This is a genomic window from Halomonas sp. E14 (assembly GCF_052568415.1).
In genome coordinates, this window is sequence record NZ_CP199423.1 from 62,134 (window position 1) to 82,973 (window position 20,840).

At 67.2% G+C, this 20,840-nt stretch carries 20 protein-coding genes; 7 read left to right on the plus strand and 13 right to left on the minus strand.

Translation table 11 applies throughout. The features are described 5' to 3' along the window. Window positions 1–7: 7 nt before the first annotated feature. A complete protein-coding gene (gene peaA / locus ACT7B3_RS00280; protein WP_445156475.1) occupies window positions 8–1,561 on the minus strand; it encodes a quinohemoprotein amine dehydrogenase subunit alpha in 1,554 nt (517 codons plus the stop codon). A gap of 218 nt (window positions 1,562–1,779) precedes the next feature. Continuing rightward, complete coding sequence (locus ACT7B3_RS00285) at window positions 1,780–2,559, minus strand: helix-turn-helix transcriptional regulator (RefSeq protein WP_445156476.1); 780 nt, start codon at window positions 2,557–2,559, stop codon at window positions 1,780–1,782. A 104-nt stretch (window positions 2,560–2,663) separates the two neighbouring features. On the opposite strand from ACT7B3_RS00285, the gene ACT7B3_RS00290 reads away from it, so the two are divergent. From ACT7B3_RS00290 to ACT7B3_RS00300, 3 genes are all read left to right on the plus strand, one after another. Further along, window positions 2,664–4,343, plus strand: coding sequence for an FAD-dependent monooxygenase (locus ACT7B3_RS00290; RefSeq protein WP_445156477.1), 1,680 nt, complete (start codon window positions 2,664–2,666; stop codon window positions 4,341–4,343). Between the two features lies 1 nt (window position 4,344). Further along, on the plus strand, window positions 4,345–4,542 hold the full coding sequence (locus ACT7B3_RS00295; protein ID WP_444678826.1) for a DUF2783 domain-containing protein: 198 nt from the start codon (window positions 4,345–4,347) through the stop codon (window positions 4,540–4,542). A gap of 98 nt (window positions 4,543–4,640) precedes the next feature. After that, complete coding sequence (locus ACT7B3_RS00300) at window positions 4,641–5,021, plus strand: STAS/SEC14 domain-containing protein (protein WP_444678825.1); 381 nt, start codon at window positions 4,641–4,643, stop codon at window positions 5,019–5,021. A gap of 9 nt (window positions 5,022–5,030) precedes the next feature. On the opposite strand, the gene ACT7B3_RS00305 is transcribed toward ACT7B3_RS00300, so the two are convergent. From ACT7B3_RS00305 to ACT7B3_RS00325, 5 genes are all read right to left on the minus strand, one after another. Then, entirely contained in the window at window positions 5,031–6,242 is a 1,212-nt protein-coding gene (locus tag ACT7B3_RS00305) for an MFS transporter (RefSeq protein ID WP_445156478.1), read from the minus strand. Next, window positions 6,239–7,462, minus strand: coding sequence for a multidrug effflux MFS transporter (locus ACT7B3_RS00310; RefSeq protein WP_444678822.1), 1,224 nt, complete (start codon window positions 7,460–7,462; stop codon window positions 6,239–6,241). Before ACT7B3_RS00310 ends, ACT7B3_RS00305 begins: the two co-directional genes overlap by 4 nt. 224 nt (window positions 7,463–7,686) lie before the next feature. After that, window positions 7,687–8,409 (minus strand): hypothetical protein, encoded by a 723-nt coding sequence (locus tag ACT7B3_RS00315; protein ID WP_445156479.1) that lies wholly within the window; start codon window positions 8,407–8,409, stop codon window positions 7,687–7,689. A gap of 158 nt (window positions 8,410–8,567) precedes the next feature. Next, on the minus strand, window positions 8,568–9,308 hold the full coding sequence (locus ACT7B3_RS00320) for a hypothetical protein (RefSeq protein WP_445156480.1): 741 nt from the start codon (window positions 9,306–9,308) through the stop codon (window positions 8,568–8,570). Between the two features lie 331 nt (window positions 9,309–9,639). Continuing rightward, complete coding sequence (locus ACT7B3_RS00325; protein ID WP_445156481.1) at window positions 9,640–10,575, minus strand: LysR family transcriptional regulator; 936 nt, start codon at window positions 10,573–10,575, stop codon at window positions 9,640–9,642. A gap of 170 nt (window positions 10,576–10,745) precedes the next feature. Here ACT7B3_RS00325 and ACT7B3_RS00330 point away from each other — a divergent pair, with 170 nt between their 5' ends. The 3 genes from ACT7B3_RS00330 to ACT7B3_RS00340 all read left to right on the plus strand — a co-directional run bounded on the left by ACT7B3_RS00330 (window position 10,746) and on the right by ACT7B3_RS00340 (window position 13,116). Continuing rightward, on the plus strand, window positions 10,746–11,228 hold the full coding sequence (locus ACT7B3_RS00330) for a DoxX family protein (RefSeq protein ID WP_445156482.1): 483 nt from the start codon (window positions 10,746–10,748) through the stop codon (window positions 11,226–11,228). 83 nt (window positions 11,229–11,311) lie between these two features. After that, the gene (locus tag ACT7B3_RS00335; RefSeq protein WP_445156483.1) at window positions 11,312–12,259 is read left to right on the plus strand and encodes a glutathione S-transferase family protein; all 948 of its coding nucleotides are present in this window, start codon (window positions 11,312–11,314) and stop codon (window positions 12,257–12,259) included. Between the two features lie 47 nt (window positions 12,260–12,306). Further along, window positions 12,307–13,116: a DODA-type extradiol aromatic ring-opening family dioxygenase gene (locus tag ACT7B3_RS00340; RefSeq protein WP_445156484.1), complete on the plus strand. Its 810-nt coding sequence runs from the start codon at window positions 12,307–12,309 to the stop codon at window positions 13,114–13,116. 79 nt (window positions 13,117–13,195) lie between these two features. On the opposite strand, the gene maiA is transcribed toward ACT7B3_RS00340, so the two are convergent. The 6 genes from maiA to ACT7B3_RS00370 form a co-directional block, all read right to left on the minus strand. Beyond that, on the minus strand, window positions 13,196–13,840 hold the full coding sequence (maiA, locus tag ACT7B3_RS00345) for a maleylacetoacetate isomerase (protein WP_445156485.1): 645 nt from the start codon (window positions 13,838–13,840) through the stop codon (window positions 13,196–13,198). Window positions 13,841–13,860: 20 nt separating this feature from the next. Then, entirely contained in the window at window positions 13,861–14,880 is a 1,020-nt protein-coding gene (locus ACT7B3_RS00350; RefSeq protein ID WP_445156486.1) for a fumarylacetoacetate hydrolase family protein, read from the minus strand. 92 nt (window positions 14,881–14,972) lie between these two features. Continuing rightward, on the minus strand, window positions 14,973–16,283 hold the full coding sequence (gene hmgA / locus ACT7B3_RS00355; RefSeq protein ID WP_445156487.1) for a homogentisate 1,2-dioxygenase: 1,311 nt from the start codon (window positions 16,281–16,283) through the stop codon (window positions 14,973–14,975). A 17-nt stretch (window positions 16,284–16,300) separates the two neighbouring features. After that, window positions 16,301–16,543, minus strand: coding sequence for a DUF2783 domain-containing protein (locus tag ACT7B3_RS00360; protein ID WP_103969944.1), 243 nt, complete (start codon window positions 16,541–16,543; stop codon window positions 16,301–16,303). Further along, window positions 16,530–18,251 carry an FAD-dependent oxidoreductase gene (locus tag ACT7B3_RS00365; protein WP_445156488.1) on the minus strand — a complete coding sequence of 574 codons (1,722 nt, stop codon included), beginning with the start codon at window positions 18,249–18,251 and terminating at the stop codon, window positions 16,530–16,532. The genes ACT7B3_RS00360 and ACT7B3_RS00365 overlap by 14 nt, the downstream gene beginning before the upstream one ends. Window positions 18,252–18,399: 148 nt before the next feature. After that, on the minus strand, window positions 18,400–19,368 hold the full coding sequence (locus ACT7B3_RS00370; protein ID WP_445156489.1) for an MBL fold metallo-hydrolase: 969 nt from the start codon (window positions 19,366–19,368) through the stop codon (window positions 18,400–18,402). A 398-nt stretch (window positions 19,369–19,766) separates the two neighbouring features. Here ACT7B3_RS00370 and ACT7B3_RS00375 point away from each other — a divergent pair, with 398 nt between their 5' ends. Further along, entirely contained in the window at window positions 19,767–20,822 is a 1,056-nt protein-coding gene (locus ACT7B3_RS00375) for a TRAP transporter substrate-binding protein (protein WP_445156490.1), read from the plus strand. The last annotated feature ends 18 nt before the right edge of the window (window positions 20,823–20,840 follow it).

Sequence of the window (20,840 nt, forward strand, 5' to 3'; positions counted from 1 at the left end):
CGTGGGGTTAGCGAAGCGGCGGATTGTTCCAGCGCTGTACGGTGACGATCAGCTGGGCCTCGTCCTGCATCTCCTCCTGGCCCACCACGCTGGCGGAAACGCGCAGGTTGCCCACGCTGTTGGCGTTGAACTGGCGCAAGGGGTTGGGCCCGGCCCCGGCCGGCGAGAAGATCCCGCTGGCGGCGTCCAGTACGCCGGCAAACTTGGCGTCCTCGTCGCGCTCGGCGATCTCGTCCCAGGGGGTGACGCTCCAGCGCACCGGCACCTGGCCCAGGGGGATTTCCTCGTCGCCTTCCAGGTAGCCGATGGCCGAGAAGACGCCGCTGACCGGCGGGGTCTTGTCGTTGCCGATGCGTGCCACGCCGAGGGCCGGGCTCACCTCGAGCCGGTCGACGCTCCGGTAGCCGGCCAGCAGCCGGTCGTGGCGTTGGTTGCCGACGCTTACAGCCAGCCAGCCGGGCACGAGGTCGGCGTGCGCCTCGACATCCAGCACCAGGCGATGTTCGCTGCGTTCCACCACGTCGCGCACGCTGACGGCCTCGCCCAGGTCGATCTCCCCCTCGCCGAGCCCCTGGCCCAGCAGTACCAGGCGGCGGCGCTCGCCGGCCTTGAGCGACGCCGGCAGGCTGGCGACGAGGCCGGGCTCGGCGCCGTCGCGCGGGGCCATCTCCACCTGCATGCCGAACGCCTCGTCATGGTCGTCGAAGATTCGCCCGCTGGGCCGCTCGCCGGAGAGGTCCAGCACCTGCTTGAAGTCGCGCCCGTTGAGCGCGAGGCTGGCGCGCCATTCGTAGCCGGTATAGACGACGGCCCGGCCCTCGCCGGCCAGCGGGCGGCCGTTGGCGAAGGCACCCTCGAGGCGCAGGGCATAGGCGTCCTCGCCGTCGGCGCCGGCGATGGTCACGTCGGCGAAGAAGTCGCCTTCACCCGGCCAGTGACCCCACAGCTGCCATTCGCCTGCGGGGGAGAGGGCCTCGGCCTGCTGCCAGGCCTCCCAGGCCTCGCTCTCCAGGCCTTGGGTCTCGGCCAGCCAGGGGGCGATCTCGGTCAGGGCGATCTCGAACCAGTCGCGGTCGCGCGCCATGGCCTGGTACTCGATGGTCTGGAACTGGCCCACGTGGAAGTGCACCAGGTGCTCCCACTCGGCCAGGGGGCGGCGCTGAAGCTCGCTTCGGCCCACGGTGTGGCAGCGCCCGCACATCGCCTGCATCTCGGGATGCTCGGAGGACTCGATGCGGTTGAGGCGGCGCTCGATCAGCATGCGCTGGGGGGCGCTCTCCTCGGGGGCGAGTCCCTGGGTGTCGGCCAGGTGCTTGACGATGGTGTGGCGGGCGTCGGCGGGCAGCTCCAGGCCATGCATGATCTGCATGCGCGCCACCGTCATGTCCCAGCCTTCGGGCGTCTTGCGCTGCTGGCTGATGCGGCCCCAGCCTTGGCCGCCCTCTTGTGCCTGGTGACAGGCGGTGCAGTGCTGCTCGATCGCCTCTGTGCCGGGGGAGGCCAGGGCCAGCGCCGGCAGCAGGGCCAGGCCATACAGGCCGGTGGTCAGTAGGGGCTTCATCGGGGTGCCTTCTCCTCGGTTATTTTTATAGGGAGTTGTGCTTGAACTTCAGCAAGCAACGAGCCATTACATTAATTATCCAATAAAAACATAGTGATATGGTTTTACGTTGCCGCATCCAGCGTAAGCGGGAGGGAGGCGGACGTTCCGACTGTCTCAGTTTGGCACGCGGGTGTCCCGCTCTGGAGCAGTCGGCACGCCGGGCCGCTGGCATGCCCTCAGCGCCGCCGGCACAGCGCCACCAGCCGCGCCTTGGAGGGCACGCCGAGCTTGGCGTAGGCGCGCTTGCGGTAGGTCTCGGCGGTGGAGAGGGCGATATCGAGTTCGGCGGCGGCGCTCTTGAGGGTGTGGCCGCGCAGCAGGTAGAGGCACAGCTGGCGCTCGCGCTCGGAAAGGGGCGCCAGCACGGCGGCTTCCTCCACGCTGGGGCGCTGCGACAGCGGCCTGGCCTGGGCGTAGTGGTGACGCATCAGGCTGGCCAGCAGCGGTGCCAGGGCGTCCAGTCGGGTCAGGTCGTGCGGCCTGAAGAGGCCGGCCTCGCGGCCGCGATAGAGGTTGAGGTAGTAGACGCTTTGCGCGCCGGGCAGGGTCAGCGACACCTTGTCGACCAGGTCGGGGAAGGCGAACAGGTGGCTGCGATAGGCTTCCGGCATGGCCTCGGCCTGCATCGGCGTGATTTCGGTGTCGCTCTGCTCGCCCTCCTCGGCCATCAGCTGGCGCAGGCGCTGGTAGTTGGGGTCCTGGCGGAACAGGCCGCCGGTGTAGAGCTCCGCCAGGCGACCGGCCATGCGCGGCGCGCGCTGGTTGTTCGCCAGCAGGCAGTCGACCTCGTCGCTCTCGTCGAAGGCGAACACCATGCACTGCTCGATGCCCACCGCCTGGCGCAGCAGGGCCAGCAGCGCCTCGTCGAAGCCCGTCTCGCCCAGCCGCGCCACGCACTCGGCCATGGCCGGCATCAGCCCCGGCCAGTCGGTGGTTTGCGCGTTGCTGGTTTCCATTCGTCGCTGCCTCTCGCCGCGTGCTGTCCCGGCTTTTGCGGGACACCGGTCGGGTCGCTCCCGGGGTAGTCTGTCGCTAGATACAACGCCAACAGGAGCCGCCCATGCGACCCGCCGGACGCGCCGAGACCGACTCGCTCTATTTCGATTATCCCCACTTTCCCTTCGTTCGTCCCCCCGAGCTCGACGGCCGGGCGGTGCGTCATCGGGTGGCCATCGTCGGTGCCGGTCCGGTGGGGGTCACCGCCGCGCTGGAGCTGGCGCGCCACGGCATCGCGTCGGTAGTGCTCGACGACAAGGCCACCGTCAACGACGGCTCGCGGGCGATCTGCCTCTCCCGCCACAGCCTGGAGATCCTGCAGCAGCTCGGCGTCGAGGCCCCCTTCGTGGCCAAGGGCCTGGGCTGGACCCGGGGCCGCACCTACTTTCGCGACCGCGAAATCTTCCGCTTCGAGATGCCCCACTCCGAGCAGGAGCGCTTCCTGCCGATGATCAACCTGCAGCAGCAGTACATCGAGAAGTTCCTGATCGACAAGGCCGCCGAGAGCGAGCTCGTCGAGCTGCGCTGGCAGAGCGCGGTGACCGGCGTAAGCCAGGATGCGAGCGGCGTGAGCCTGAAGGTGACCACCCCCGAGGGCGACTATCGCCTCGCCTGCGACTACCTGCTGGCCGCCGACGGCGCCCGCAGTGTGGTGCGCAAGGCGTTCGGCCTGGCGCTGCACGGCGAGGCCTACGAGGGCCGCTACGTGATCGCCGACATTCGCCTGCGCTCCGACTTTCCCACCGAGCGGCGCGCCTTCTTCCACTCCCACGCCCTGCCCGATACCACCCTCCTGGTGCACAGGCAGCCCGACGACATCTGGCGCATCGACTACCAGCTCGGCCCCGAGGAAGATCCGGACCAAGCGGTGGAGGAGGCCAGCATCCGCGATCGGGTGAGCCTGATCGTGCGCGAGGTGCTGGGCGAGGGCGACGCCTGGGAGCTTGAGTGGTGGAGCCTCTACAAGGCCTACACCCTGGCGCTGGACGACTACCGTCATGGCCGCGTGCTGTTCATCGGCGACAGCGCCCACCTGGTGCCGATCTTCGGCGTGCGCGGCCTCAACAACGGCCTGGCCGACGCCGCCAACGCCGGCTGGAAGCTGGCCTGGGTGCTCCAGGGGCGGGCGCCCGAAGGGCTGCTCGACAGCTACAGCCCGGAGCGCCGCGGCGCCACCCTGGACGTCTTCGCCAATGCCGGCAAGAGCACCCGCTTCATGACGCCGCCGAGCCGCGGCTACCGGCTGATGCGCGACGCCGCCCTGACGCTGGCGCTCGCCAACGACTACGCCAGCGGCTTCGCCGACCCGCGCCAGGTCACGCCCTACACCTACGCCGAGAGCCCGCTGACGCTGGGCGACGACCCGGCCTTCGAGGCCGGCCCAGTGCCAGGCGCGCCGTTGATCAATCGCCGCCTGGCAGAAGGCGACTACCTGCTCGACCACCTGGGCCACGGCTTCACCCTGCTCTATTTCAGCGAGGCGGGAGAGCTGCCGGCGGCGCTTGAGGATCGGCTGGCGACGCTGCGGGCGCGCGGCGTCGCGCTCGACGTGCTGCACCTGGCGCGCTCGGCCGGCGCCCGGGAAGCGCGGGTCGACGCCGAGGGCGAGCACCTTGCCGCCTATGGGGCCATCCCCGGCAGCGCCTACCTGGTGCGCCCCGACCGCCACGTGGCGGCGCGCTGGCAGCGCCTCGACCCCGCCGCGCTGGAAGCCGCCCTGATCACAGCCTTGGGAGGAAGATGAGATGACCGCTACCACACTGCCCTTCGCCGACCTGGAGCGGGTCTACGAAACGCTGGCCGAGACCCTGGACGCGCTGCCCGAAGCGCAGGAGCGGCTGTTCCTGGCCCAGCTCGCGCTGGCGCTGGCGCATCGCGTCGGCGACGTGAAGCACGTCATGGCGGCGATCGAGGAGGCGCGGCAGGGCACGGCCGGCGGCTGAGCCCGGGGCGGGGCAAGAAGCGGGGAGAAGTGGGAACCGGAGCGTTAGTGCGTTGCCATAGGGAGAGGTCCCGGGACGGCTTCAAGGAGGAGCCCGCCATGATCGAGACACTGCCCGCCCCCGAGTACGTGGCGGCGTTCCGCATCGCCGGCACGCTGCGCCGTGAAGACTACGACATCCTGATCCCGGCCATCGAGGCGAAGCTCGAGCACAACGAGCACATCGGCGTGGTGGCCGACATGAGCGACTTCGACCACATGACGGCCGGTGCGCTATGGCGCGACCTGGCCTATGCCGTGAGCAAGCTCGGCGATTACCACCGCTTCAAGCGTGCCGCGGTGGTTGCCGACAAGCGCTGGATCGAAACCACCACCCAGCTTGCCGGCAAGCTGGTGCCCCAGGTCGAGATGCGCGTGTTCCACCACGGCGAACTCGAAGAAGCCATGCGCTGGGCGGCCGGCTTCAGGCGCGCCCTGTAGCGCGGCGGGCTAGGAGGTCGCAGTGGCAGCGGTGCGCTCGCCGTGCCACTGGCGCAGCAGCCAGCCAAACACCAGCCCCAGTGCCAGCAGCCACAGCCCGGCGCCGGCCAGCAGCCACTGACTGTCGGCCAGGCGCAGCACCAGCCCGCCGAGGCTGACGCCCACCGACTGGCCGAGGAACAGGCAGCCGGCGAACACCGCCATGGCGGTGCCGCGCATGGCGGGCGCCATCTGGGTGGCGTTGATCTGCAGCGTGCTGTGCATCATGTAGAAGCCCAGCCCGGCCGAGAAGGCGCTGGCGGTGGCCAGGGCCGGCAGCGGCGCCAACGCCAGCCCGGTGAAGCCGAGCCCCATCAGCACGCCGCCGCCCGCCGCCAGGCCCGGCTCGCCCAGGCGGGCGATCAGCGGCCTGGCCAGGGCGGCGAAGATCAGCCCGCCCACGCCGAACAGCGCCACCATTAGCCCGGCCTGGGTCAGCGAGACGCTGAGCCGGGCATAGAGATGGCTGGCGACGAAAGCCAGCGCACCGAAGGCGGCAATGCCCTCGAGGAATACCAGCGCCAGGATGCGCCGGGCGCGGGAAATCAGCAGCACTTCGCGGATGCGCGAGAAAAAGGCGATGCGGCCCTGCTCGGCCTTGGGCGGCGAGAGCCCAGGCTGGCGGTGCAGGGCACCGAGCAGCAGCCCGCCGGCAGTGAGGAACAGCAGCGTGAGCAGTGCAAACGCCGCCTGCCAGCCCAGCGTATCGGCCAGGAAGCCGCCCGCCACCTGCCCCGAGATCAGCCCCATCACCGCCCCAGAAAGCATGTGCGCCAGGGTCACCTGGCGCTGCTCGTAGGGCACGTTGTCGCCCACCCAGGCCATGGAAAGCGGGATGATGGCGGCGGCGGTGGCGCCGTTCAGGGTGCGGAACAGCAGCAGCATCGACAGCGACTCGGAGAGCGCCGAGCCCAGCGCACCCACGGCGCAGGCCAGGGTGGCCAGGCCGATCACCCGCAGAGTGCCGTGGCGGTCGCCCAGCGGGCCGTAGGCGAGCTGCATGAGGCCGTAGGCGATGGCGAACAGGGTGATGTTCTGCGCCACGTCGGCCACCGGCCGGGAGAAGGCCTGAGACAGCGCCGGCAGCATGGCGTCGGTGACCCGCATCGAGGCCATGCTGGCAAAGCCCGCCAGGGCCAGCAGCAGGATCACCCGCCGAGAGGGGGGAGAGGCATGGCTCAAGGTTTCGCCTCCTGTGCCTGCTGTGCGGCCATGGCCCGCTCGGCGGGGCGTACCAGCCCCAGGAAGCTCACCACCGCCAGCAGCCCGCCGAGGGCCACCACGATCGCCATGGTGCGCGAGGTGCCGTCATGCAGCTGGGCCACTCCGCCGCCGACCATGGCGGCGATGGTCATCTGCAGGAAACCGAACAGCGACGAGGCGGCGCCGGCGCAGTGGGGATTGGGGGCCAGCGCGCCGGACATGGTCTGCGGCATCAGGATGCCGACACCGACCATGAACAGCACATGGGGGCCGACCACGGCCCAGGCGCTATAGACCCCGGCCAGGGCCAGCAGCGCCATCAGGCTGCCGCCCAGCGCGCAGACCAGCGTGGCCCGACCGACCAGCCGCTCGCGCCCCAACCGATGGCTGAAGCGGCCGCTGAGCAGGGTGCCGATGAAGAAGCCCGCCACGATCAGGGTGAAGAACAGACCGTACTGGAACGGCGAGACGCCGAGGAACTCGATCAGCACGAATGACGAGCCCGAGAGGTAGGCGAACAGCCCCGAGAAGGCCGCCGCGTTGGTCAGGGTATAGCCCATGAAGGTACGCTGGCCGAGCAGCATGCGGAAGTTGGCCAGGATAGCCTTGGGGTGGATCGACTGGCGCCGCTCCGGCGGCAGCGGCTCCGGCAGCGCCAGGATCAGCAATGGCAGCATGGCCGCGGCGTAGAGGGCCAGCAGCACGAACACCGACTCCCAGCCCCACACCAGCAGCAGCCCGGCGCCGACGATGGGGGCCACTGCCGGTGCCAGCGACATGGTGCTGGCCATGTAGGAGAGGATGCGCCCGGCCTCGACGGGGCCATAGATGTCGCGCACCGCGGCGCGCCCCAGCACCGGCCCGGTGGCGCCGCCCAGCGCCTGCAGGAAGCGCCCGGCCAGCAGCCATTCGATGCTGGGGGCGAAGGCGCACAGCAGGCTCGCCACCAGGAACAGGCTGAAGCCGAAGATCATCACCGGCTTGCGCCCGAAGCGGTCGGAGAAGGGGCCGCAGAACAGCTGGGCGGCGGCGAAGCCGGCCATGTACAGGCTCAGGGTCAGCTGCACCTGGTCGGGGCCGGTATCCAGCGCTGCGGCCATGGCCGGCATGGCCGGCAGATACATGTCGGTGGCCAGCGGGCCCAGCGCGGTCAGGGCCGCCAGGGTGATCACCGTGGCGGGGGACTTCAGCCTCAGCACATTGTTGTCTCCAGCAGTAGGGCGGCCTGCCGCGTGAGGCAGAGATGCGCAACTAATTAGCTTGCTTATTGTAATCGCCTGGCGCCGGGATTGCCCACCGTCAAGAACAAAAAGTGCGGCTGGGGAAGCCGCACGGAAAGGACATACTATGCTCGGCGCAGGGCGTAGCGGAAGCGCCGCTGAAGGGGGGCTCTCGCTCGTGGTTTTCCTCTGTCGCCGGCCTGTCAGTTCGTTTCGTTCTCCTCTTCCTGCCCCTCGCCGGTGGTGACGTTCATCTCGGTTTCGTTATCATCGTCGGACTCATCGGCGTCCTGCTCCCCGCGTAGCCTGGCCGCCGGACCTGGCGTGCCGGGCTGGCCCTGGCCCGTGGCTCCGGACTGGCTGCGCCCTTGGCGGCGCTCGTCGTCATCGTTACGGTTACGCTCCGCCTCCTGCAGGCCGTCCACAAAGCCCTGGCGGTAGCCTCTGATGGCGCCTTCCTGCAGGCCTTCCTCGCGGCCCTCCATATACCCCTGGACGAAGATGCTTTGGCGAGTGGGCCCGCCCTGATGATCGCGCTCGCCCATGCCGCGCTGCTGGTCGCCCCATGAGTCTTGCCGGCCGCGATCATCGCCGAAGCGGCTGCCCTGTTGCGGGCGGTCGCGACCGTCCCATTGGCCGCCCTGGCCGCGATCCTGTCCTTGTTCCTGGCCGCGCCAGTCACCCTGGCGGCCTCGATCGTCGTGCATCTGGCCCCGCTGCCAATCGCGCTGCCCCTGCTGGCGGTCTCGATCCTCCCAGGCCTGGCCGCCTTGGCCTCTTTGCCTGTCGAAGTCATCCCGTCTTTGCGGATTGTCCCGGTCCCACTGCTGGCCACTGCGGTCGTTCCACTGCTGGGCGCTTTGACCGCCTTGCCGTCTTTCATCTTCAAAGCCGGCGCGGTTATCGTAGGATTGCGCCCAAGCCATGTTGGTCGCGAGAGCGGCGGAAACCGCTGTTGAAATAAGAATCCGTTTAAACATGCTTCCTCCGATGAAACTCGAGTCGTCCGTCATTCGACGCGCAGCACAGTCAAGCGATTAAGACATGCCGTGCTGCGCTTTCCTTGGCGTTAAGGATGAGCCCGTTAGCGATTTCGCCCGCGCCAGTCGTCCTCTTGATCGCCCCAGCGATTGTCCTGGCGGCCCTGGTTGAACTGGCCACGGTCGCGGTCATCCCAGCGGTCGTCCTGACGGCCCTGGTTGAACTGGCCGCGGTCGCGGTCATCCCAGCGGTCGTCCTGGCGGCCCTGGTTGAACTGGCCGCGGTCGCGGTCATCCCAGCGGTCGTCCTGGCGGCCCTGGTTGAACTGGCCGCGGTCGCGGTCATCCCAGCGGTCGTCCTGGCGGCCCTGGTTGAACTGGCCGCGGTCGCGGTCATCCCAGCGGTCGTCCTGGCGGCCCTGGTGGAACTGGCCGCGGTCGCGGTCATCCCAGCGGTCGTCCTGACGGCCCTGGTGGAACTGGCCGCGGTCCTGGCCCTGCCAGCGGTCGTCCTGGCGGCCCTGGTTGAACTGGCCGCGGTCCTGGCCCTGCCAGCGGTCGTCCTGGCGGCCCTGGTTGAACTGGCCGCGGTCCTGGCCCTGCCAGCGGTCGTCCTGGCGGCCCTGGTGGAACTGGCCGCGGTCGCGGTCATCCCAGCGGTCGTCCTGGCGGCCCTGGTGGAACTGGCCACGGTCCTGGTCGCGCCAACGTTGATCCTGGCCCTGTTGTTGCTGGAACCGCTGATCGTCCTGCCACTGCTGCCCTTGCTGGGCCAGCACAGAGCCAGTTGAAGCGGTAGCGAGGGCGGCCGATATTGCCGATGTTATTAGCAGCTTTTTAAACATCACTAACTCCTTTAGATGTTGTTTAATTAAGAGTATTGACGTTTTTTCATGCCGCTTGTCGAGAGATAAAGCTGGACATGTCACTGTCAAGCTAGCTGCGATCTTTGTAATAAAGAGGGTGTTATAAGTTCTATTTTGTGTTTGCTTGTTTTAAGAATAAAAACATTAAAATGCTAATTGGGCGTGAGTTAAATCAAGGTGCGTCCGGCCTCAAATAAAGGTTAAGTAAAGTTTGCTTAATAAATCCAAGATGGTACGCCGGTACACAAATAGAGCGTTTTTTTATTTGAAATGATAAACGAGCGACATGATGCGCTGCTTCGCCTGGCCCCTAGTCGAAGCGGTCCCAATAAGGAGGATCGCCGAAGTAGCCGTCAAGGAAGTCGACGAAGCTGCGTACCTTGCTCGCCAGCAGCTGACGGTGGGCGTACACCGCATAGAGCGACATCGGCTCGGGCTCATGCTCCGCCAGGACGATCTGCAGTTGCCCGGCCTTGATCGCAGTGCTCGAAATGAAGGTGGGCTGCAGGGCGAGGCCGGCGCCGGCGATGGCGGCTTCGACCAGCACATCGCCATTGTTGCTGGCGAAATCGCTGCTCATGAAATCGTTTTCGACCACGGCGTCAAGCTGCGTTTCGTGGCCCGGCAGCCAGCGCAACAGCGACGCGCCGGCCTCCTGCTCCAGGTAGCTGTAGCGCAAGTAACGGTGCGCCTTGAGATCTTCCAGGCTTTGCGGCGTACCGTGCCGCTTCAGGTACTCGGGAGAAGCACACAGCACCAGACGGATCGGCGCGACTCGCCTGGCGATCAACGAGGAGCTCTTCAAGTGACCGATGCGCAGGGCGATATCGAAGCCCTCTTCGACGATATCCACCTTGCGGTCATTCAGCTGCAGGTCGATGCCTACCGCGGGATGGGCGCGCTGAAAGTCGCTCAGCAGCGGGGCCAGATGGCGAATGGCGAAGGAGACCGGGGCACTGATCCGCAGCCGCCCCCGGGCCTGGGTCTGCAGGTCAACCAACTGGTGATCCATGTCGTCCAGGTCGCTGAGCAGCTGCTGGGCGCGCGGGTAGTAGCGCGCGCCGGCTTCGGTCAGGTGGCTCTTGCGGGTGGTGCGATTGAGCAGGCGCACTCCCAGGCGATGCTCAAGCTGGGAGACGTATTTGCTGATCAGTTGGGGGGAGAGTTCCAGCCGCTCGGCGGCGCGGGTGAAGCTGCCTTCGCTGACCACCGTGACGAAGGCGCGCATGGCATCGATTCGGTCCATCGGCTCTTCCAGGAAAAACGCTTCCGCTAATTATCAACATTTCGTTGCTAATAAGCCAATGTTTGCTCTCTTAGTCTCTATGATTGCTGATAGTAGAGTGGCCTCATCGCTCAGGGACAAGCCCTGGGACACAACGGCACAACCGCCGCAATCGATACGAGGTGACGCTCATGAATACGCCTTTCGCACAAGCCCTGTTCCATTCCCGCAGCGGCGTGGCCGCCCTGATCCTGCGGGTCCCGGTGGGGCTGATCCTGGCCGCCCATGGCGCGCAGAAGCTGTTCGGCTGGTTCGGTGGCTACGGCCTGGAAGGCACCGGCCAGTGGATGGCGAGCATCGGCCTGGCGCCGGGCTACCTGATGGCACTGCTGGCCGGGGGGGCCGAGTTCTTCGGCGGGCTGGCGCTGGTGCTGGGGCTGCTGACCCGCCCGGCGGCGCTGGTGTCGGCCTTTACCATGCTGGTAGCAATCTTCGCCGTGCATATCGGCAATGGTCTGTTCATGTCCAACAACGGCTACGAATACGCCCTGACCCTGTTCGTCGTCACCCTGGGCCTGGCGATTCAGGGCGGCGGACGCTTCGCACTGGATAACCTGCTGGCGCAGCGTTTCGCAGATGCCCAGGCCGGACGGCGCTTAGTCACCGGGCGGTGAGAGGCTGATCGCAACGCGACTGTCCCGGCCCATCCACCCCCTTCCTCCCCTGAGAGGAAGGGGCGCGTCACAGGAGAAAGAGCATGCTGGTCAACGGTGTCTGGCAGGAGAATTGGCAACCGGTACAGGCGAAGGATGAACAGGGGCGCTTCATCCGCCAGGCCTCGTCGTTTCGCCACTGGATCACTCCGGATGGGGCGCCTGGTCCCACCGGGGCGGGGGGATTCAAGGCCGAGAAGGGGCGCTATCGGCTCTATGTCGCCTACATTTGCCCCTGGGCGTCACGCGCACTGATGGCCCGGACGCTGAAAGGACTGCAGGAGGTCATTGAGGTCACGGTGGTGAATCCTCGGCTGACCGACCAGGGCTGGCAGTTTGGCGGCTACCCCGGAGCGGACGAGGACACGCTCAACGGCGTGCGCTACCTGCATGAGCTGTACACCCGTGCCGATCCGCAGGTTTCCGGGCGTGCCACCGTGCCGGTGCTGTGGGACAAGCAGACCGGGACCATCGTCAACAACGAGTCCGCCGATATCGTGCGGATGCTGAACAGCGCCTTCAGCGCCATCGTGGATCAGGGGCCGAATCTCTACCCGGACGATCTGGCCGCCGAGATCGAGGCCCTGAACGCCTCTCTGTACGCGAACCTGAACAATGGCGTGTATCAGGCCGGCTTCGCCTCCAGCCAGCAGGCCTATGAGGAGGCCTATGGCAAGGTCTTCGCCGCGCTGGATGAACTGGAATCCCGACTCGCCGACGGGCGTCTCTATCTGTTCGGCGAGCGTCTGACGGAAACCGATCTGCGCCTGTTCGTGACCCTGGTGCGCTTCGATGCCGCCTATCATGGGTTGTTCAAGTGCAATCGCAACACGCTGCGCGACATGCCGAGCCTGCATGCCTATATGCATCGGGTGCTGGCCCTCGACGGAATCGCCGCCACCGTGAACCTCGACCATATCAAGGCGGGCTATTATTCGATCAAGGCACTGAATCCCGGTGGAATCGTGCCGGCGGGGCCCGGCAAGCTCTGATCAGAGTTGATACGCAGCGACCATGAATGATCAGAAGGAGTGTCATCTTGAGCACTACGACCGAGGTACTGTTTATTTCCCATGGTGGCGGCCCGATGCCGCTGCTGGGAGACCCGGGTCACCGTGAATTGGTGGAGAAACTCACCGAAATTGCCGGCCAGCTGCGCAGGCCCTCGGCCATTCTGGTCATCAGCGCCCACTGGGAAGCAGCAGCGCCGACCATCACCTCGGGGGCCAACCCGGCGCTCATCTATGACTACTACGGCTTTCCGCCCGAGTCCTACGAGATCGAGTATCCCTGCCCCGGTGAACCGGCGCTGGCACGGCGGGTCCACCAGGCGCTGGAGCAGGCCGGCATACCGGCACGGCTGGACGACCGGCGTGGCTTCGATCATGGGCTGTTCGTGCCGCTCAAGCTGATGTACCCGGAGGCGGACATTCCCTGCGTGCAGCTGTCGCTGGTCGACAGCCTGGATGCCGCGACGCACCTGGCCATTGGCAAGGCGCTGCGGGCGCTGGATACCGCCAACCTGCTGGTGATCGGGTCGGGGTTCTCCTTCCACAACATGCAGGCGTTCTTTGCGCCCAGCACTCCGGAGATCGAGGCCCGCAATGAGGCTTTCGAAGCCTGGCTCGAAGAGACCTGCGCCGATACTGGCATCACGGAAGCGCAGCGCGCGGAGCGCCTGGTGCACTGGGAGCGCGCTCCTCATGCCCGGTTCTGCCACCCCCGGGAGGAGCATCTGCTGCCCCTGCACGTGTGCTACGGCCTGGCGGGCCAGCCCAGCGAGACCCACGTCTCGGCCACGGTTCTCGGCAAACGGTCGGGGATGTTCTACTGGCGGGTAAGCCGCTGAGCGTCAGCGGTGACCACGCCTGAAAAAGCACGGGCACGCTGCCTTGAGCGCAGCGTGCCCGCGTTCGTCAGCGGCGGCGTTACCCCGCGTCCGGCTGCTCGCCCGGAGCGGCCTTGGCGAAGGCTTCCATCGCGCGGCAGCGTTCGGCGATGCGGCGGATCGTCGGATACGCCGAGAGGTCACACTCGAAGCGCTCGGCATTGAACACCTGCGGCACCAGGCAGACATCCGCCAGGCTCGGGCTGTCGCCGTGGCAGAACGCGCCGGTGGCGGCCTCGCCCGCAAGCCTCGCTTCCAGGGCGGTGAAACCCTCGGCGATCCAGTGGCGGTACCAGGCCAGCTTGGCCGCTTCGTCCAGCTTCAGCTCGTGCACCAGGTACTTGAGCACCTTGAGGTTGTTGAGCGGGTGGATCTCGCAGGCCACCAGCTGGGCCAGCGAGCGCACCCGGGCGCGGCTCGCGGGGTCCGCCGGCAGCAGTGCCGGCTCGGGGTGGCGCTCTTCCAGGTACTCGCAGATCGCCAGCGACTGGGTCAGCCGGGTGCCGTCGTCGGTCTCGAGCACCGGCACCAGTCCCTGGGGGTTGCGGGCCAGGTTCTCCTCAGCCCGCTGCTCGCCCTTGACCAGATTGACCGCCACCTGCTCGTACGCCAGCCCCTTGAGATTGAGCGCGATACGCACCCGATACGCCGCCGAGGAGCGGAAATAGCCATATAGCGTGGTCATGCGTGGCTCCTTGTGTCGCGTCACTTCGGCTGGTACTTGACCACCTGCTGGTCGATGGCGCCGAAGATGCTGTTGCCGGCACGGTCGAACATCTCGATACGCACCCGGTCGCCGAAGCGCAGGAAGGGCGTCTTGGCCGAGCCGTGCAGGATCTGCTCCACCATGCGCACCTCGGCCAGGCAGCTGTAGCCCACGCCGCCGTCGACGATCGGCTTGCCGGGGCCGCCGTCGGGGTCGGGGTTGGAGACGGTGCCGGAGCCGATGATGGCGCCGGCGCCCAGGTAGCGGGTGCGGGCGGCATGGGCGACCAGCTCGGGGAAACCGAAGATCATGTCGGGGCCGGCCTCCGGCTCGCCGAACTTCTCGCCGTTGAGATGCACGGTCAGCGGCAGATGGACCTTGCCACCCTGCCAGGCGTCGCCCAGCTCGTCGGGAGTGACGCAGATCGGCGAGAAGCTCGAGGCCGGCTTGGCCTGGAAGAAGCCGAAGCCCTTGGCCAGCTCGCCGGGAATCAGGCCGCGCAGGCTGACGTCGTTGACCAGCATGATCAGCTTGATGTGGCCGGCGGCCTGCTCCGGGGTGACGCCCATGGGCACGTCGTCGGTGATCACCGCGATCTCGCCCTCGAAGTCGATGCCGTGCTCCTCGCTGACCGCCTCGATCTCCTCGGTGGGGGCGAGAAACTTGTCGCCGCCGCCCTGGTACATCAGCGGGTCGTTCCAGAAGCTCTCCGGCAGCTCGGCGCCGCGGGCCTGGCGCACCAGCTTGACGTGGTTGAGATAGGCGGAGCCGTCGGCCCAGTGATAGCTGCGCGGCAGCGGCGAGTGCAGCTGGCCCTGATCCAGGCTGAAGGCGCCCTCGGCGCTGTCGTCGTTGAGCTCGGCGTAGCGCGCCTCCAGCCTGGGGCTGACGGCGTCCCAGTTCTCGAGCGCCTGTTGCAGGGTGGCGGCGATGTCGGTGGCGGAAACCGCGCGGGTGAGGTCGCGGGAGACCACCAGCAGTTCGCCGTCGCGGCCGTTTTTCAAAGTGGCGAGTTTCATCTTGGCTCAATCCTTTCGTCAGGGGCGGAGCTCGTCGGCTCCGTCCGGTTCAGCGTTTCGTCTCTCGGGCTGTTCTGTCTCGCTCAAGGCTGTCAGGGCTGCTTGGGATCGAAGTGCGAGCGCAGCGTCGACCACACGTCGACGTAGTCGCGCTGGCGGATGTCCGCGTTCAGTGCCGCTTCGGTCGGGTGGTAGACGTAGCGGCTCTCGAACATGAAGGCCAGGGTCGCATCCAGGCGCTGCGGTGTCAGCTCGGCGTTGGAGGCCTTCTCGAAGGTCTCGGCATCGGGGCCGTGGGGCGACATGCAGTTGTGCAGGCTGGCGCCGCCGGGCAGGAAGCCCTCGGCCTTGGCGTCGTACTCGCCGTGGATCAGGCCCATGAACTCGCTCATCAGGTTGCGATGGAAGTAGGGTGGGCGGAAGGTGTTCTCGGCCACCATCCAGCGCGGCGGGAAGATCACGAAATCGATGTTGGCCATGCCCGGGGTGTCGGAGGGTGAGGTCAGCACGGTGAAGATCGAGGGGTCGGGGTGATCGAAGCTCACCGTGTTGATGGTGTTGAACTTAGCCAGGTCGTACTTGTAGGGCGCGTAGTTGCCGTGCCAGGCCACCACGTCGAGCGGCGAATGGCCGAGCTTGGTCACCCAGAAGCGGCCGGAGAACTTGGCCACCAGCTCGAAGTCGCCCTCGATGTCCTCGAAGGCGGCCACCGGGCTCTCGAAGTCGCGCGGGTTGGCCAGGCCGTTGGCGCCGATGGGGCCGAGGCCGGGCAGCTCCAGGGGGCTGCCGTAGTTCTCGCAGAGGTAGCCGCGGGCGGCGTCGCTGCCCTGGGCCAGGCGCACCTGGAACTTCATGCCGCGGGGAATCACCGCGATCTCGCCACCCTTGACCTCGAGCTCGCCGAGCTCCGTGCGCAGGCGCAAGGTGCCCTGCTGCGGCACGATCAACAGCTCGCCGTCGGCGTTGTAGAAGAAGCGCTCGGTCATGTCGCGGTTGAAGGCATAGACGTGCACGCCGCAGCCGGCCTGGGTGCCGGCATCGCCGTTGACGGCAATCGTCAGCAGGCCGTCGACGAAGTCGGTGGGCGCGGCGGGAATCGGCAGCGGGTCCCAGCGCATCTGGTTGGGATCGGCGGCGGGCCTGGCCAGCGGCGAGGTGGCTACCCGGCCGTTCTCCAGCGACGTATAGGCGCTCTGCACCACCGAGGGGCGGATGCGGTAGAGCCAACTGCGCAGGTTGGCGTGGCGCGGCGCGGTGAAGGCCGAGCCGGTGAGCTGCTCGGCGTAGAGGCCGTAGGCGCACTTCTGCGGCGAGTTCTGCCCGGCCGGCAGCGCGCCGGGCAGCGCCTCGCTGGCGAAGTGGTTGCGAAAACCGCTCTGGTACTCGAGCGCTTGGGTGGTCATGTCGGGGGTCCTCTGTTTCAACGTCCTGTCGAATCTTTTGCTGACTCAAGCCGTTCGCTTGGCTGTGTCGTGGCCTGGCCGGCGATGGCCAGCGCCTCCTCGAGCACCTGCTGGTCGCCGATATGGTTGGCCAGCAGCAGGATCAGCCGGGCATTGATGCGCTCGCTCTCGGCTTCGCTGCGCTCGCGATGCAGCTCGGTCAGCGCGGCATAGAAGGCGTCCGGGTCGGTGAAGTTGGGGTTGAGCTCAAGCCGTGGCATGGGTGCCTCCCTGAACGGTGGAAGGAGCGAGATAGGCGCCCAGGGCGCGGTCCATCGCCTCGCCGACCGCGGCCGCCGTGACGGTGTGCCAGCGGGCGGTGACGTGCTGGTCGGGGCGGATCAGGTAGGCGATGCCGGCGCCGAGGCCGTAGCGTTCTCCGATCAGGTTCTCCACGTCCTCGACCTGGCGGCTGCGCGGCAGCTCGGTCAGGGCGTGGGGCGCGGGGCCGACGACCAGCAGGTCGAGGTCGGCCCGCTCCTCGAGCAGCGGGGCGAGTTCGGCCCTGAGGGCTTCGGCCCGGGCGCTGTCGACACGACCGTCGAGCAGCAGCACGAAGCGCTCGCCGAGCTGGTTGAGCAGCCAGGCGCGGCGGCCGGCCAGGCCGATCGGCGCGTCCTTGGCCGGGCTGCCGGGGCGCAGCTCCAGCGGCAGGCCTTCCGCCTCATGGCCGTTGAGCGGCGAGCCGTCATAGCGGCACGGCAGGGAGAGGCGACCGCTGTTGACCAGACGGCGGGCGAAGGGGTAGTGCTCGGCCAGCTCCAGCACGCTGTCGCGGAACAGGCGGCTCACGCGACTCTTGGGGGTGATGAAGTCGGTGGCCCGCGTCGAGTTCAAGATGTTCTCGGCCGCACCCTGCTGGCGCTCGTCGTCGTAGGTGGCGAGCAGCGCCGCGGGGGCCTGGCCCTTGAGCACCCGGGCCAGCTTCCAGGCCAGGTTCTCGGTGCTCTGCAGCGCGCCGTTGGCGCCGCGGGCGCCGAAGGGCGAGACCTGGTGGGCGGCGTCGCCCATGAAGAACACCCGCCGGTGGATGTAGCTGTCCATCTTGCGGCAGCGGAAGGTGTAGACGCTGGCCCACTCCAGCTCGAACTCCACGTCCGCGCCGAGCATCGCCTGCACGCGGGGGCGGATGTTCTCCTCCTTCTTCTCCTCTTCCGGATCGGCATCCCAGCCGAGCTGGAAGTCGATGCGCCAGACGTTGTCCGGCTGACGGTGCAGCAGCACCGACTGGTTGGGGTGGAAGGGCGGGTCGAACCAGAACCAGCGTTCGGTGGGGAAGTCGGCCTTCATGATCACGTCGGCGATCAGGAAGCGGTCCTGGAACACCTGGCCACGGCTCTCCAGGCCCAGCAGGTCGCGAATCCTGCTGTTGGCGCCGTCGGCCACCAGCAGGTAGTCGCAGGCGAGGCGGTAGTCGCCGTCCTCGGTGCTGACCAGCACCTCGCTGCGCTCGGCCTGGCTGTCCACTGCGGTGACCTTGTGCAGCCAGCGCAGGTCGATCAGCTCGTTAAGCTCATTGGCACGATCGACCAGATACTCCTCGAAGTAGTACTGCTGCAGGTTGATGAAGGCGGGCATGCGGTGGCCCGCTTCCGGCAGCAGGTCGAAGTCGTAGACCTCACGCGCTTGGAAGAACACCCGGCCGCGCTGCCAGGTCACGCCCTTGTCGACCATCGGCTGGGCGCAGCCCAGGCGGTCGAGGATCTCCAGGGTGCGCTTGGCGAAGCAGATCGCCCGCGAGCCGACGCTGACGGTGTTGTTGTCGTCGAGCACCACGCTTTCGATGCCCTGCTGGGCCAGGTCGATGGCCATGGCCAGGCCGGTGGGGCCGGCACCGACGATCACCACCGGGCAGTGGCGAATGCCGTCGCGGTCGAGCTCCGGGGCGCGCCGGTACGGGTAGACGGGATTATTGTAGGTAGTGGGCATGCTTCCTCCGACCGCGGCGTATTCCGGCAACAGGCCTGAGCGAGGGCGCTGCAACCCCTCCCTGGGCGCTAGCGATTCCTTTCGGGAATCGAACCCTCTTCCGGCCTGCCCCGGCGCCGTGCGTCTTTAACGTTGGAAAGGCAGAGCGTTACTGGTTCTCGACGACTTCCTGCAGCGAATGCCACATGGCGGTATCGCGCTCGGCGGTCCAGATGCGCGGATCGGGATATTCGCCGCCCGCTTCGTCGTAGCAGCGGGTGATGTCGAACGGCACGCAGTGGTCGAAGATCACCCAGTGGCCGTACTTGGGCTTGAGCAGGGCGTAGGTCTCGGCGTAGCACTCGGAGAGCGACTTGCCGGCGGCCTTGCCCGCCTTGACGCTTTCGTACATGTCGTTAAGGAAGTCGCGGGTGCCCTGGATCGCTTCCTGGCACTGCTCGGGGGTGGTGAGCGCCTCGCCGCGGCCCGGCACCAGCTTCTGCGGCTGCATGGCCTGCAGACGGTCGAGGGTGGCGGGCCAGTATTCGTGGTAGGCGTCACCGGTGTAGGGGGTGGCGCCGTACTCGACCAGGTCGCCCGAGAACATCACCTTCTCCTCGGGCAGCCAGACGATGGTGTCGCCCTTGGTGTGGCCGCGGCCGAGGTGGATGATGCGTACCTCGCGCTTGCCCATGTATACCGTCAGCTCCTGCTGGAACACGATGTTGGGCCAGGTCAGACCGGGCACCGAGTCCACCCCCTTGAACAGGCGCGGGAAGCGGCCGACCTCGGACTCGTAGTCCTGCTGGCCGCGCTCGACGATCAGGTCGTAGGTGTGCTGGCTGGCGTAGATGTTCTCGGCGTGATAGGCCGAGGCGCCGAGCACGCGCACGGCGTGGTAGTGGGTCAGCACCACGTGCTTGATCGGCAGGTCGGTGACCTCGCGAATCCGGCGGATCACGTCCTGGGCCATGATCGGCGTGGCCTGGGTGTCGATCACCATCACGCTGTCGTCGCCGATCACGATGCCGGTGTTGGGGTCGCCCTCGGCGGTATAGGCATAGAGGCCCTCGGCCAGCTGGGTGAAGCTGACCTGCTTCTCTTCGGTGTCGGCGTGCGAGGCGAACTTCTTGCTCATGGTTCCTCCAGGGGTGGTCGGGCATCGCGCGGGGCGAGGCGCTGGCCGTATCCGGCCATGGTGTCGTGGAATGCCAGCAGCATAGTTACTTTTGAAACTATATGTCCAGCAAATCACGGACCAGATGTCAAAGCAAGCGTAAGGCGAATGGTGTGTTTTTGCCTTAGATCAAAGGTTTCGACGTTTTTTGCGACCTAAGTCTAAGGGCTTTGGCTGCCAAATTAGTTGCACGGGAGATTATCTGTCGGCAAGGTGAAGGCGCGGAAAAGCGCAAGCAGCTGCTGCGCTTGGCGCTCGCCGACAGCGAGCGTTCGGCCGCCAGACAACAATGCTGCAAATAACAATGTGACGACGCAACGTGGCGCAAGCTCGCCTCCCGTGACGACCAGGAGCACGCAATGAAAACGACAAATCGCCTCATGATTGGCGCCCTAGCGGCGCTCGGCCTCAGCCTCGGTACGCCTGCGCTGGCCCAGACCACCCTGACCGTGAGCACCTGGGGCGGCCCCAACCACGGCGTCAACACCATCGTCTGGCCGACCTGGAAGGCGTGGATCGAGGAGGCCACCGAAGGGCGCGTCACGGTCGAGGTGGTGCACGACATGGGGCCGCCAGCGGCGCAGATGGAGATCGTCGCCGATGGCATCGCCGATGCCAGCTGGATCTTCCATGCGCATATGGCTGGCCGCTTCCTGGCCACCCAGCTGCCGGAGTTTCCCACCTTCGAGGAGTTCTCCTCCGAGGATGCCGCCGCGGCCTACTGGCACACCCACCAGGAATACCTGGCGCAGGCGGGCGAGCACCGCGGCGTCGATGTCGTGGCCATGGGCGTGCACGGCCCGGGGCAGATCTTCACCCGCGACCAGGTCGCTTCCATCGACGAGCTTGCCGGCAAGCGCCTGCGGGTCGGCGGCGGCGTGATGAGCGGGCTGGCCGACGCCATGCGCGTGACCGGCGTGGCGATCCCGCCCACCGGTGTCTATGAAGCGGCCTCCCAGGGCGTGGTCGACGGCGCCATGCTGACCCTGGAGAGCCTGCGCAGCTTCCGCGTGGCCGAGGTGGCCCCGCACACCCTGACCGTCGACGGCGGCTTCTACCGTGGCAGCTTTGCCATCGTGGTCAACCCGATGTTCTGGGATCAGGTTACCGCCGAGGACCGCGAGGCGATCGAGGCCGTGTCCGGTGAGCACCTGTCGCGGCTGTTCGGCTACATGATGGACGTCTCCGACGAGAGCGGCGTCGAGTTCGGCCAGGAGCGCGGCGCCACCTTCACCCAGGTGCCCGAGGCGGATATCGAGACCCTGCGTGGGGTGACCGACACGCTGATCGCCGACTGGTCGACGGCAGTGGGGAATCGCGGCGTCGACGCCGAGGCGGCCCTGGCGCACTTCCGCGAGCAGCTGGCTGCAGCGGCTGAAGGCGACAGAATCGCCGATCGCGTCGTGCGCCAGTAACCCCACCTGCCTGGAGGC